The 11704-nt window shown below is 66.2% G+C and carries 11 protein-coding genes; 7 read left to right on the top strand and 4 right to left on the bottom strand.

Features of this window, described 5'->3' with window-relative positions; translation table 11 throughout:
- Positions 1 to 19: 19 nt before the first annotated feature.
- Positions 20 to 478, top strand: a complete 459-nt coding sequence (locus ACLJEU_RS26335; protein WP_414664572.1) for a VOC family protein — start codon at positions 20 to 22, stop codon at positions 476 to 478.
- A 164-nt stretch (positions 479 to 642) separates the two neighbouring features.
- On the opposite strand, the gene ACLJEU_RS26330 is transcribed toward ACLJEU_RS26335, so the two are convergent.
- Positions 643 to 1554: a class I SAM-dependent methyltransferase gene (locus ACLJEU_RS26330; protein ID WP_414664571.1), complete on the bottom strand. Its 912-nt coding sequence runs from the start codon at positions 1552 to 1554 to the stop codon at positions 643 to 645.
- A 168-nt stretch (positions 1555 to 1722) separates the two neighbouring features.
- On the opposite strand from ACLJEU_RS26330, the gene ACLJEU_RS26325 reads away from it, so the two are divergent.
- The 6 genes from ACLJEU_RS26325 to ACLJEU_RS26300 all read left to right on the top strand — a co-directional run bounded on the left by ACLJEU_RS26325 (position 1723) and on the right by ACLJEU_RS26300 (position 9328).
- Entirely contained in the window at positions 1723 to 2763 is a 1041-nt protein-coding gene (locus ACLJEU_RS26325; protein WP_414664570.1) for a DUF481 domain-containing protein, read from the top strand.
- 130 nt (positions 2764 to 2893) lie between these two features.
- Positions 2894 to 3922, top strand: coding sequence for a DUF6807 domain-containing protein (locus ACLJEU_RS26320; protein ID WP_414664569.1), 1029 nt, complete (start codon positions 2894 to 2896; stop codon positions 3920 to 3922).
- A gap of 99 nt (positions 3923 to 4021) precedes the next feature.
- Positions 4022 to 5494, top strand: a complete 1473-nt coding sequence (locus ACLJEU_RS26315) for a Gfo/Idh/MocA family protein (RefSeq protein WP_414664568.1) — start codon at positions 4022 to 4024, stop codon at positions 5492 to 5494.
- A gap of 17 nt (positions 5495 to 5511) precedes the next feature.
- Positions 5512 to 7272, top strand: a complete 1761-nt coding sequence (locus ACLJEU_RS26310; protein WP_414664567.1) for a tetratricopeptide repeat protein — start codon at positions 5512 to 5514, stop codon at positions 7270 to 7272.
- A 71-nt stretch (positions 7273 to 7343) separates the two neighbouring features.
- The gene (locus ACLJEU_RS26305; RefSeq protein WP_414664566.1) at positions 7344 to 9011 is read left to right on the top strand and encodes a family 43 glycosylhydrolase; all 1668 of its coding nucleotides are present in this window, start codon (positions 7344 to 7346) and stop codon (positions 9009 to 9011) included.
- 86 nt (positions 9012 to 9097) lie between these two features.
- The gene (locus ACLJEU_RS26300) at positions 9098 to 9328 is read left to right on the top strand and encodes a hypothetical protein (RefSeq protein WP_414664565.1); all 231 of its coding nucleotides are present in this window, start codon (positions 9098 to 9100) and stop codon (positions 9326 to 9328) included.
- A gap of 99 nt (positions 9329 to 9427) precedes the next feature.
- Here the strand turns inward: ACLJEU_RS26300 and ACLJEU_RS26295 are convergent, their stop codons facing one another.
- The 3 genes from ACLJEU_RS26295 to upp all read right to left on the bottom strand — a co-directional run bounded on the left by ACLJEU_RS26295 (position 9428) and on the right by upp (position 11647).
- Entirely contained in the window at positions 9428 to 10078 is a 651-nt protein-coding gene (locus ACLJEU_RS26295) for a carboxylesterase family protein (protein WP_414664652.1), read from the bottom strand.
- Positions 10079 to 10199: 121 nt separating this feature from the next.
- Positions 10200 to 11000 carry a carboxylesterase family protein gene (locus ACLJEU_RS26290; RefSeq protein WP_414664564.1) on the bottom strand — a complete coding sequence of 267 codons (801 nt, stop codon included), beginning with the start codon at positions 10998 to 11000 and terminating at the stop codon, positions 10200 to 10202.
- Positions 11001 to 11026: 26 nt separating this feature from the next.
- Complete coding sequence (gene upp / locus ACLJEU_RS26285; RefSeq protein ID WP_414664563.1) at positions 11027 to 11647, bottom strand: uracil phosphoribosyltransferase; 621 nt, start codon at positions 11645 to 11647, stop codon at positions 11027 to 11029.
- Positions 11648 to 11704 lie beyond the last annotated feature (57 nt).

Below are 11704 nucleotides of genomic sequence, written 5' to 3'. Positions count from 1 at the left end.
AACGTTAGCGTGACGCCCCATGATCCGAGGGATTGACCACATCAACATCGTCGTCGCGGACCTGGAGCGGTCGGTGCAGTTCTACACCGGGCTGCTGGGCTTCCGGAAGACACACGACGTCTTCATGGAAGGCGCGTGGATCGAGGAGATTGTCCGGTTGAAGGGCGTGAAGGGTAAGGTCGCCTTTGTCGAACCGCCCGGAGGCGGCCTCAGAATCGAACTCCTGGAATACGTCGCGCCGGCCGGTGTGACCCTGCCGGAGAACGCGCGGCCGAACACGCTGGGGTTGCGGCACATCGCGTTTCGCGTGGACAACATCGCCGCGCTGGCGGCCAAGCTCCGCTCAGCGGGCGTCACGCTCTTCAGCGATCCCGTGCTGGTGCCCAAGGGCGTCGTGAAATTCGCGGCGGGCGACAAGACGCTCGTCTACTTCCTCGATCCCGACGGCGTGATCCTGGAACTGGCGGAGTATGCGTGAGCCGAAACAAGGCGGTGGCCCGCGAATCACGCGAATGGACGCGAATGAGATCGAAGCAACGTGAGCCCTCGCCCAGCGGTGGGCGTAACCGCGAGCAGCCGGACCTTACTTTGCCGCGAAATCCGCGTCCATTCGCGCGATTCGCGGGCGGTTCAAACGTCTGGTTACCGTTCCCAGCGGCCGTAGATGCCACAGGGGAGGACTTTGCCGTCACGCTGGATCGGCAGGCCGACTTCGCCGGCCGTGATGGTGCCGCCGCGACCGTGCATCAGCTCGGCCAGCAGGTTGGCGACGACCGTCGGTGAAAGGCGGGCGGTGTAGGCGTTGACCAGGAAGAAAAGCGGCTGCGGCGACAGCAGGGCGCGGCACTCGTTGAGCAGCGGCCAGAGATGATCCTCGAGTTTCCACATCTCGCCCGTGGAGCCGCGGCCGTAGGTCGGCGGGTCCATGATGATGGCGTCGTAAAACTTGCCGCGCTTTTGCTCGCGGCGGACGAACTTCAGGCAGTCGTCGGCAATGGTGCGGACCGGCGCGGCGGCAAGCCCGCTCAGGACGAGGTTTTCCTTGCACCACTTCACCATGCCTTCGGCGGCATCGATGTGGGTGACGCTCGCACCGGCTTTGGCGGCGGCCACGGTGGCGGCGCCAGTGTAGCCGAAGAGGTTCAGGACGTTCACCTCGCGGCCGGCGGCGCGGGCGGCCTTTATTTTGGCTGAAAACCACTCCCAGTTCACCGCCTGCTCGGGAAAGAGGCCGGTGTGCTTGAAGGAGGTCGGGTGAATCTTGAAAGTCAGGCCCAGCGAATCGTAGGCGAGTTTCCAGTGGTCGGGCAGGGTGCGGCGGAAATCCCATTTCCCGCCGCCCTGTTCACTCCGGTGATAGAAGCCGTCCCAGTTTTCCCAGGCGGCGCCGGAGGGTTGCTGGTGCCGAGGCCAGATGATCTGCGGGTCGGGGCGGACGAGCGTGTACGAGCCCCAGCGCTCCTGCTTCATCCCGTCGCCGCACTCCAGCAGCTGGTAATCGCGCCAGCGGTCGGCGACGATGAGAGCGGGTCGGTGAACGGGTGGCTGGGACATGAGGTGCGGAGGCGTGCGGGCCGAAGCAAGGCGGCGATCCGCGGGGTGTCGAGTCAGGTCTGTTGTCACGTGTAATCGAACATCCCGTAGGTTTGTGGGAACATGGGAACTGGATCGTTGACTTCAGGTGGGTCCGTCTAGTCGAATCTACCCTTGTCCCTTAATCCTATGAACACTAATCCCATCCAGCGAGGCATGCTTGTCCTCGGGTTTGCCGCCATGTTGGCTGCTCCCTTGTCGGCCGACGTCGTCGAAACGAAAAACGGCGCTCGTATTGTCGGCAAGGTCACCAAAATCGACGGCGGCGCTGTCACGGTCACGACCGATTTCGCCGGCGCGGTGACGATCAAGCAGTCCGAAATCACCGGCATCACGACGGATGGTCCGGTTGCGGTCCGCCTCGCGAGCGGCACTCGGCTGGAGGGCAAGATCACCAGCTCTGCTGGCGCGCTGCAAATCGCTGGTGCCGATGGTTCGATTTCGACGACGGTCGACAAGGTCGCTGCCTCCTGGGCGGCGGGTGCCAAGGATCCGGCGATCGCGGCGTTGGAACGCGGTTGGGCCTACGAAGCGGCCGTGGACGTTGCGGGCAAGACCGGCAACAAGGAGCAGCTCGGCACGGGTTTCTCGTTCCGTGCGACGCTCGCGGGCTCGCAGGACACGCTGCAGTTCTACTCCGCCTACGACCGCCAGATCTCGGACGGCGTGAAGTCGGCCGACCAGTTCAAGGCCGGCGTCGATTACGCCAACAACTTCTCGGGCGCCAAGTCCTGGTATGTGCGCGATGAAGCCGGTTTCGACCGCGTGAAGGACATCGAGCTCTACAACGTGGCCGCCGCTGGTTTGGGCTACGATTTCATCAAGGAAGCCAAGCAGCTGCTCACGGGTCGCGCCGGTGTGTCGTTCCGCTATGCCGGCTACAACAATCCCCGCACGGAGGACGTGAAGAGCGCCGGTTTGGACTTCGGTCTCGCCCATCGCCTGCAGATGGAAAACGCGGTGCTCGTTAACCGCATTTCCTATGTCCCGACGTTCGAGGACTTCAGCAACTTCGTGCTGACCCACGAAAGCTCGCTGGAACTGCCCCTCATCGGCACCCAGTGGAAGGTCCGCATGGGCGTGGCCAACGATTACAACAGCAAGCCGGGCCGTGGCGTCGAGCGTCTCGACACCACGTACTTCACCCGCCTGGTGCTGTCCTGGAAGTAAGCGAATTCCGCTGCTTCCCTCTCATTCCCCAAGGGCCGCTGCGTGCGGCCCTTTTTTGTGGCTGCGTGCGGCGGATCGGATGCGAATGGGTTTGCGCCCTTTTGCACCAGCGTGCGTCTTACTCTCACCCATGAAGACACGTGTCTTGCCCCTCCTCGTGTTGGCCAGCCTCGTTGCTGGTCACACGGCACTGATTCAGGAATCGTTCGCAGCGTCATCCAAGGCGGGCGGCCAGGCCGTCACCGCCACGCGCGCCGATGATCGCGTGCGCGTCGAAATCGGCGGCCAGTTGTTCACCGAGTACATCTTCAAGGGAGCGCAGAAGCCCTACCTGTATCCGGTGCTCGCGGCGGATGGCACGCCGATGACGCGAAACTTTCCGATGAAGACCGACGTGGCCGGCGAGGTGAAGGATCACCCGCACCACCGTTCGCTGTGGTTCACGCACGGCGACGTCAACGGCCTCGACTTCTGGGCCGAGACCAATGGTCCCAAGCAAGGAAAGATCGTGAGCGAGTCCGTCGAACAATCGGCGGCCAACGGCGTGGCCACCATTCGCGCCCGCAACAAGTGGGTCGGTCCGGATGGCACCACGCACCTGACGGACGACACCGTCATTCGCGCGCATGCTTCGGCCGACGGTCGCTTTCTCGATTACGAGGTCACGCTGAAAGCGCCGGCCGACAAGCCGGTGGTGTTTGGCGACACGAAGGAAGGCTCGATGGCGATTCGCCTGCCGTTGTGGATGACGCCTCCGCATTCGTACAGCGACTCGACCAAGAAGCGCGTGAAGCACGAAGGCGTTGGCACGATCGTCAACGACGCGGGCGTGAAAAACACGCCGACCTGGGGCAAGAAGTCCGCCTGGGTCGATTACTACGCGCCGAAGGACGGCAAGGTGTACGGCGTGGCGATGTTCGATCATCCGCAGAATCCCCGGCACCCGACGTGGTGGCACGTGCGCGATTACGCGCTCTTCGCCGCGAATCCGTTCGGCAAACACGATTTCGAAAATCTGAAGGATCAACCCAAAGCCGGTGACCTGACGATTCCCGCTGGCGGCAGCGTGACGTTCCGCTGGCGCTTCTTCTTCCACCAAGGCGACGAGAAGACCGGTCGGATTGCCGAACACTTCAAGGATTACGCCGCCGGCAAATGAACCGTCGCGGGCGGTGCCACCGCCCGCCTCACTGGTTGACTCCGTCCCGTTCTGAGCGGCCCTTCCTGGCCGCGTACTGCCAGTAGAATTCCGCCCGCCATGCCGCTTCACATCAATCACCTCACGCGTCGCGCATTCCTCCGCAACACCGCCGTCGTGGCCACGGCATTTTCCGCCCGCTCCTGGGCGCAGGTGCCCGGTGCCAACGGCGATATCCGGGTCGCCGTGATCGGTCTCAACGGCCGCGGGAAAAACCATCTCGGCAGTCTGGCCCGACTGAAGGGCGTGCGCGTGGTGGCCCTGTGTGACGTCGACAGCGTGGTGCTCGAGAAGACCAGGGCGGGCCTGCCGGGGGGCGGCGCGGGCGTGAAGACGTACGTCGACGTGCGCGAACTGTTGAAGTCGTCCGACATCGACGCTGTGACCATCGCCACGCCGAACCATCTGCATTCGTTGCAGGCGGTGTGGGCGTGTGAGGCCGGCAAGGATGTCTACGTGGAGAAACCCGTTTCCCACAATGTCTGGGAGGGCCGTCAGCTCGTCAGCGCCGCCACGAAGTACAAGCGCGTGGTCCAGGCCGGCACGCAGATCCGCTCCGGCAGCGGCCTGCAGGAAGCCGTCGCCTGGGTGCAGGCCGGCAACCTCGGCAAGATCACCGCGGCGCGCGGCTTCTGCTACAAGCGCCGCGACTCGATCGGCAAGGCCACGGGCCCGCTCAGTATTCCCACGACGATCAACTACGATCTCTGGGCCGGTCCGGCGCCGCTCGCGCCGGTCATGCGCAGCCGGTTGCACTACGACTGGCACTGGGTGCACGTCACCGGCAACGGCGACGTCGGCAACCAGGGTATCCACCAAATGGATGTCGCCCGCTGGTTCCTCGGCGAGAAGGGCCTGCCCCGCCGCACGCTCAGCCTCGGTGGCCGGCTGGGTTACGTCGATGATGGTGACACGCCGAACACGCAGGTCGTGATGCACGACTACGCGACTGCGCCGCTGATTTTCGAAGTGCGCGGCCTGCCCAGCAAGACCGGCGCCGCAGGCAAGGACGGGATGGACAAGTATCGCGGCGTCGACGTGGGCAACGTGATCGACTGCGAAGGCGGCAGCGTGATCGTGCCCGCGTATTTCGAGGCCAAGGCCTATGACAAGGCCGGCGCGCTCGTAAAGGAGTTCAAGGGCAGCGATCGCCACATGCAGAATTTCATCGACGTCGTGCGCAGCCGGAAGACCGCCGACCTGTACGGCCGCATTGAGGAAGGCCACGTCTCGAGCGCCCTCTGTCATCTCGGCAACATCTCGCACGTCCTCGGCCGGGGCGAACCGCCTGATCAGCTGCGTCAGCGCATCAAGGGCGACGCGCTCCTCGCTGAAGCCACCGGTCGCATGCTCGAACATCTCGCCGCGAACGGCGTCGACGCCGCCAAGACCCCGCTGATCCGCGGCGTGCCGCTCACCGTCAACGCCGCGCAGGAAAACTTCGCCGGGGAATTCGCGGCGCAGGCCAATCCAATGCTCACGCGCACGTATCGCGCGCCCTTCGTCGTGCCGGATCTTTCCCGCGCGACGTAAGGTAAAAAGGGAGCCCGATGAGTCCGGCGGGCCTTGAGTTTGATGAGATCACGCCGCAGCCCAGTCGCCGGGCCCGGTGGCTGCTGCCGGCGCTGGCATGGGCGTTGGCTGCGATCGCCGGCGCAGGCGCGCAGGAGCCCGAGCGGGCGGTCGCGCTCCCGCCGTTCATCGTCGAGGAGCTCGCGAAAGGGCCGCCGTGGCGCTACGCGGAGGCGCCCGGTTACGAGATCCTCTCGCGCTGCAACGACGCCACGACGCGCCGGGTGGTCGAAATCCACCAGCAGCTGCACGAACTGCTCGGGGAGATGCTCCCGCCCTCGCTGCGGTTGAAACTGTCCGTGCCGCGCGCGCTGATCCTCTACGACGAGGAGCTGCAGCCGGCGGCTTCGCAGGAGGTGATTCACCGGATGATTCGCAACACGCCGGAACCGGTCGACGACGGCGGCGGCCTGGCGCTGCCGGGCGGACGCGGCCTGCGGATACCAACGCCGCAGCGACGCTACAGTTTCCTGCCGAATCTCCGGCTGTGGGATCGCGATGCGATGGCGGTGTTCATGATCGTGCGGCGCGACGACTTCGACGCCGACCGCCTGTCGCTGACGCAGGATTACATCAGTTTCCTGGTCAAACGGCGCGTGCCGGCGCTGCCACCGTGGTTCGTCAGCGGCTTCCTCGCGCTGTATCAGCAGACCAGTTACGGCGGCGGCGAGCTCAGCGTCGAGCCGCTGGAATGGATCTCCCCGCTGCACACGGCCGCGCTGAAGAAGGATCCCAAGACCGCGCCGCCGGTGCAGCCGTTGCTGGAGTTCCTTGCCGCGCAGCTGCCCGCGCGCGATCCGGCGCAGACCCACGATCCGATCCGCGCGTGGCAATCCCAGGCGGCGCTGTTTGTGCGCTGGGGCCTCGAAGCCGATCGCCACGCTCACCGCGAGGCCTTCTGGAAATTTGTCGATCGCTCCGCGGTGCTCGGTCCGAGCGAGGCGCTGTTCACCGAGTGCTTCGGCTTCGATCCGGCCGCGGCGCGCGAACAACTCGCGGCTTACCTGCCCGCGGCGGTCCGGCGCACGCTGCATTTTCGCCCGGCGCGCAAGGCGAAGCTCGCGCCGCTGGTGCTGCGCAACGCCACCGACGCCCACATCGCGCGGATCAAGGGCGACTGGGAACGACTCGAGGTGCCCTATGTGAAGGGCATCTCCGAAGAGCTGGCGCCGAAGTATCTCGAGCAGGCCCGCCGCACGCTGAAACGCGCCTACGATCGCGGCGAACGCGATCCCCGGCTGTTGGCCGTGATGGGGCTCTGTGAGGTTGATGCCGGTAACGACCTTGGCGCGCGCGAGTACCTCGAAGCCGCCGCTGCCATTGGACCCATTCGCCCGCGTGCGAATTTTGAGCTCGCGCGACTGCGCCTGGCTGAGTTCCGCGCGGGTTCCGGTGCCGCGCCTGCCCGACTCAACGTGAACCAGCTCGCCGAGGTGCTGAAGCCGTTGTTTGCGGCGCGTACCGAGGAGCCGCCGCTGCCGGAAGTGTACGAGTTGATTGCCGACGCGTGGACGCACGCCGAGGCCACGCCCACCCGCGGCCATCTCGCCGTCCTCGACGAAGGCGTGAGGTTGTTTCCCCGCCGGCTCTCGCTCGTGCTCAGCGCGGCGGAGTTGAATCACCAACACGGATACCGGGAACAGGCGGTCGCGTTTGCCGAGATCGTGGCCCGCCTGGCCGACAACGAGACCATGCGGGATCGGGCTGCGAAACTGCAGGAAGCGCTCGGTTCCAAGTGAGTCCGGCCCTTCGAACCATTCTTCCCCGCGCGAGCATGCTGCCGCACAGGCGAACTCACGCGATCCTTCGGATGAGCGCGCTGGTGGTTGCCCTCCTCACGATCTCGCCTGCGCCCGCGGCGCCGGTGGATCCGGCGAACTACCTCGCCCCGGTCGTGGCGGAACTTGAACGTTCCTGGCCGCGCAATCGCACCATCAATGTCGTGTGCCACGGTCACAGCGTCCCCGCGGGATACTTTCGGACGCCGGCCGTCGACTCACTCAACGCTTACCCCGCGCTGCTGCAGCGGGCCCTGAAGGAGCGGTTTCCGCTGGCGGTGATCAACGTGATCGTCACGGCCATCGGCGGAGAAAACTCGGTGCGCGGCGCCGCGCGCTTTGATGCTGACGTCCTCACTCACCGGCCCGACGTCGTCTGCATCGATTACGCGCTCAACGATCGCGGACCCGGCCTCGCGGCGGCCCGCACCGCCTGGAGCGCGATGATCGCGCGGGCGCAGGCGGCGGGAACGAAGGTGATTCTTCTGACGCCCACGCCCGACACGCGGTCCAAGCTCGAGGATCCCGCCGATCTGCTGCACCAACACGCCGCTCAGGTGCGCGAGCTCGCGCGCGAGTTTGGCACCGGGCTCGTGGATTCGCTGGAGCTTTTCCTGGCGGAAAAGCGGCAGGGCACGCCACTGGAGCAGTTGATGTCGCAGATCAATCATCCGAACGCCCGCGGCCATCAGCTCGTGGCGTCGGCGCTCGCGACGTGGTTTCCCGCCTCGCCGGCGGGCGGGCCAGCGTTGGCCAATCCGATCGTGCGGCAGCGCGCGGATCCGCATCTGACCTATCACACCGACGGCTTTTATTATCTGGCCGCCACGGTGCCCGAGTACGACCGGATCGAGTTGCGGCGCTCGCGGACCATTGACGGATTGGCGGCGGCGGAGCCCGTGACGATCTGGCGCAGCCATGCGAGCGGACCGATGGGTTCGCACATCTGGGCGCCCGAGCTGCACTTCGTCGCGGGGAAGTGGTACGTGTATTTCGCCGCTGGCGGCGCGGAGCCGGAGACCAGCTGGGCCATCCGGATGTACGTGCTCGAAAACTCCGCGGCGAATCCGGTGGAAGGCACGTGGGCTGAACGCGGCGCGTTGAAAACGAATTGGGAATCGTTCGCGCTCGATGCGACGACGTTCGTGGTGCGTGGCACGCGCTACCTGGCGTGGGCGCAGAAAGACCCGGCGATCCGCGGCAACACCAACTTGTATCTGGCAAGGATGGACGGCCCGCTCGCAATCACCGGCAGCCAGGTGATGATTTCGCGGCCCGAGTTTCCGTGGGAGCAGATTCGTTACTGGGTGAATGAAGGTCCGGCCGTGCTCGTGCGGAACGGACGGGTCTTTCTGACGTATTCGGCCGCGGGGACGGGCGCGGAGTATGGCGTCGGGCTGCTGACGGCCGATGAGTCGGCCGATCTGCTCAACCCGGCGTCGTGGCGCAAATCACCCGAGCCGGTCTTCGCCACGCACGAGGCCAACGGCGTCTTCGGTCCCGGTCACAACAGCTTCACGGTGTCGAGTGACGGCAAGACCGATCTGCTCGTGTATCACGCCCGCAGTTACCGCGACATCCCCGGCGATCCGTTGCACGATCCGAACCGGCACACGCGCGTGCAGCCGATCACGTGGAGACCCGATGGCACGCCGGACTTTGGCGTGCCGCAACCGGACGCGATCCGCGCGGCGCCGTGAGCTTCGGACGCAATCGCTTCAGCGCTGCCGAACTGTCCGCGGGCGGCGGGATTCGTTCGCGACCGGCTTTGCCCACGATGGCCACGATGACGTCACACCCCCGTCGGAAACCCTGCGTCGCCGGTCTGCTGGTGGCGATGCTGGCCCTGATCATCGCCCCGACGATTCCGGCGCTGGAACGGCCCGACGTCACATTCAAGGTCTTTCAATTTCCCGCGGATCGGATTCCGCGCATCGACGGTGACGCCGCCGACTGGGTGATGGTGCCCGCTGGCTACGCGGTCAGGACCGATCCATGCGGAGTGCGGGTGCGGTGACGGTAGCTTCGTGGCAGTGGGTGGTCCTGGGAGCGCAGGCGTCCCGCCTGCATTCGTCGACCTTGCCGATGCAGGCCGGAGGCCTGCGCTCCCGAGGGATCAGAGCGTCTGCGTGAGGAGCCACGCGTAGAGCTCCGGGTTGCCGTAGGCCGCGTTCCACGCGTCGTGCCCGATTTCAGGATACACGGTCAGCCGGGTGTCGCGCACGCCGGCGGCCTCGAGGGCGTCGAACATGCGCTGCGACTCCGCGGCGGGCACGACCCGATCCTTCGCGCCGTGAAACGTCCAGACCCCGAGGCGTTGCAGCGCGGCCGGCTGGCGACTGGAGGCGGTCGCGACGTCCGCAAGCCGGCCGCCGCCGCAGACGGGCGCGATCGCGGCGAAACGCTGCGGGTGGCGGAGACCGAGCGACCAAGTGCCGAAGCCGCCCATGCTCATGCCGGTGACATACACGCGGCGCGCGTCGACGTCGTAGTCGCGCTCGACGTGATCGAGCAGCGCCATCAGGCCGTCATCGCTCCACACCTCGAGCGGCGGACACTGCGGTGCCACGACGATGAATTGCGCGGCGACGTCGCGACCGATGGCGATCTCGGCCTCCGAGCGGATCGCCTGGTCGGAGAGCAGCCGGGCGAGACCGTGACGTGCGACGTCCTCGACGCGGGCGCCGCGTTCGCCCGCGCCGTGCAGGAAGAGAATCAGCGGCCAGCGGTGACCGACGCGCGTGAAGTAGTCCGGCGGGGTCGACAGCAGAAAATCGTAGCCGAGGGAGTGATGGATGGCGCGCAGGCGGCGAAACTGGAAGGCCGCAGGCGGCCGGGCAAGCGCGGCGGTCGTTGCCGTTGCTCCGTCCTGGAGTCAGGGCATCGGATCAGCGGGCCGCCGTGGCCGCGGGGCGTTCGTGGCGCAGCAGCCAGGTATAGAGTTCGGGGTTCGCGTAAGTGGCGGTCCACGAGTCGTGCTTGGCTTCGGGATACACAGTCAGCTGGATGTCCTCGACGCCGACCTTTTTCAGGAAATCGACAATGCGTTGCGACTCCGCGAGCGGGACGGATTCGTCCTTTGCGCCGTGAAACGCCCACACGCCGAGCGAGCGCAGCGCCTTGCGACGGGCGGTTTCGGCGGAGAGCACGGGGCGCGAGGAGCCGCCGCCGCAGATGGGCACGATGGCGGCGAAGCGTTCGGGTTGGGTGAGACCTACGTCCCAGGCGCCGTAGCCACCCATGCTGAGACCGGTCAGGTAAACGCGCCGCGCGTCGACGCGGTGTCGCGCACCAACGTCGTCGAGCAGCGCGAGCACGGTCGCGGTATCCCACCACCTGCCCTTGGGGCACTGCGGCGAGACGACGATGAAATTTTCCGCTAACAGCTTGGCAGCCGGATCGCTCGAATTCCCGCGGAGGAGTTTGGGCGGACCGTGTTTGGCTACGAGCCACACGTCATCGCCTCGTTCGCCGGAGCCGTGAAGGAACAGCAGCAGCGGCCAGCGTTTTTCGCCGCTGGCGGCGTAGCCGGTCGGCAGGGCGAGCAGATACTCGTAACGCGTCGTGGCGCTCTGCGTGTGTGAGAACGTATGAACGGTCTGATTTTCCGCCGCGTGCAGGGCGGGCGGGAGCACGGTGCCGGCGGCGAGCGCCACGGCGGCGGGGAGCAGGCGGAGGGTGCGACGCAAGGCGGAGGCAGGGTGCGGGTGGGTTTTCATGTGCCGTAGAGGCGGTCGCCGAAATCGCCCAGGCCGGGCAGGATGTATTTCCGGGCGTTGAGGCCGCGGTCGAGCGCGGCGAGGTGGATCACGGTGCCGGGATGATGGCGCTCCACTTCGGCGACGCCTTCGGGTGCGCCGACGATGCAGAGCAGCCGGGTGTCGGTGGCACCGTGTTCCTTCACAATGGACAGGGCCTTGGCGGCCGAGCCGCCGGTCGCGAGCATCGGATCCACGACGAACACGTGGCGGCCGGCGAGCGGGGGCAGTTTGCAGTAGTAACTTCGGGCTTGGGCGGTGACGTGATCGCGCTCGAGGCCGACGTAGCCGACGCTGACGTCGGGGAAAATATCGGTGAACGGCTGCACCATGCCCAGGCCGGCGCGCAGGATCGGGACGACGACCAGCGGTTGGTGGGCAAGGACGCGGCCGGTCACGGGCTCGAGCGGCGTTTCGATGGGTTTTTCCTCCGTCTCGATGTCGCTGGTGGCCTCGATCGCCAGCAGCAGGCTCAACTGGTACGCGAGCGTGCGAAAAGTCGCCGGCTTCGTGGTGCGATCGCGCAGGTGCGTGATGATGTGCGCGGCGAGCGGGTGATCGAGAATGTGGACGGGCATGGTTGGAATTTCAGATCTCAGATTTGAGATCTGAAATATGTACGGGGTGCTGAACTT

Origin of the sequence: Terrisphaera buseokensis, assembly GCF_047521145.2 — a bacterium.
GTDB lineage: Bacteria > Verrucomicrobiota > Verrucomicrobiia > Opitutales > Opitutaceae > ER46.
The sequence above is the reverse complement of the archived record's forward strand: the minus strand, read 5'-3'. Positions and strand labels throughout refer to the sequence as shown.

Coding starts and splice junctions, on each gene's coding strand:
- ACLJEU_RS26315 (WP_414664568.1), top strand. CDS start 4,022: ATGCCGCTTCACATCAATCACCTCACGCGTCGCGCATTCCTCCGCAAC.
- ACLJEU_RS26310 (WP_414664567.1), top strand. CDS start 5,512: ATGAGTCCGGCGGGCCTTGAGTTTGATGAGATCACGCCGCAGCCCAGT.
- ACLJEU_RS26335 (WP_414664572.1), top strand. CDS start 20: ATGATCCGAGGGATTGACCACATCAACATCGTCGTCGCGGACCTGGAG.
- ACLJEU_RS26325 (WP_414664570.1), top strand. CDS start 1,723: ATGAACACTAATCCCATCCAGCGAGGCATGCTTGTCCTCGGGTTTGCC.
- upp (WP_414664563.1), bottom strand. CDS start 11,647: ATGCCCGTCCACATTCTCGATCACCCGCTCGCCGCGCACATCATCACG.
- ACLJEU_RS26320 (WP_414664569.1), top strand. CDS start 2,894: ATGAAGACACGTGTCTTGCCCCTCCTCGTGTTGGCCAGCCTCGTTGCT.
- ACLJEU_RS26300 (WP_414664565.1), top strand. CDS start 9,098: ATGACGTCACACCCCCGTCGGAAACCCTGCGTCGCCGGTCTGCTGGTG.
- ACLJEU_RS26330 (WP_414664571.1), bottom strand. CDS start 1,554: ATGTCCCAGCCACCCGTTCACCGACCCGCTCTCATCGTCGCCGACCGC.
- ACLJEU_RS26305 (WP_414664566.1), top strand. CDS start 7,344: ATGAGCGCGCTGGTGGTTGCCCTCCTCACGATCTCGCCTGCGCCCGCG.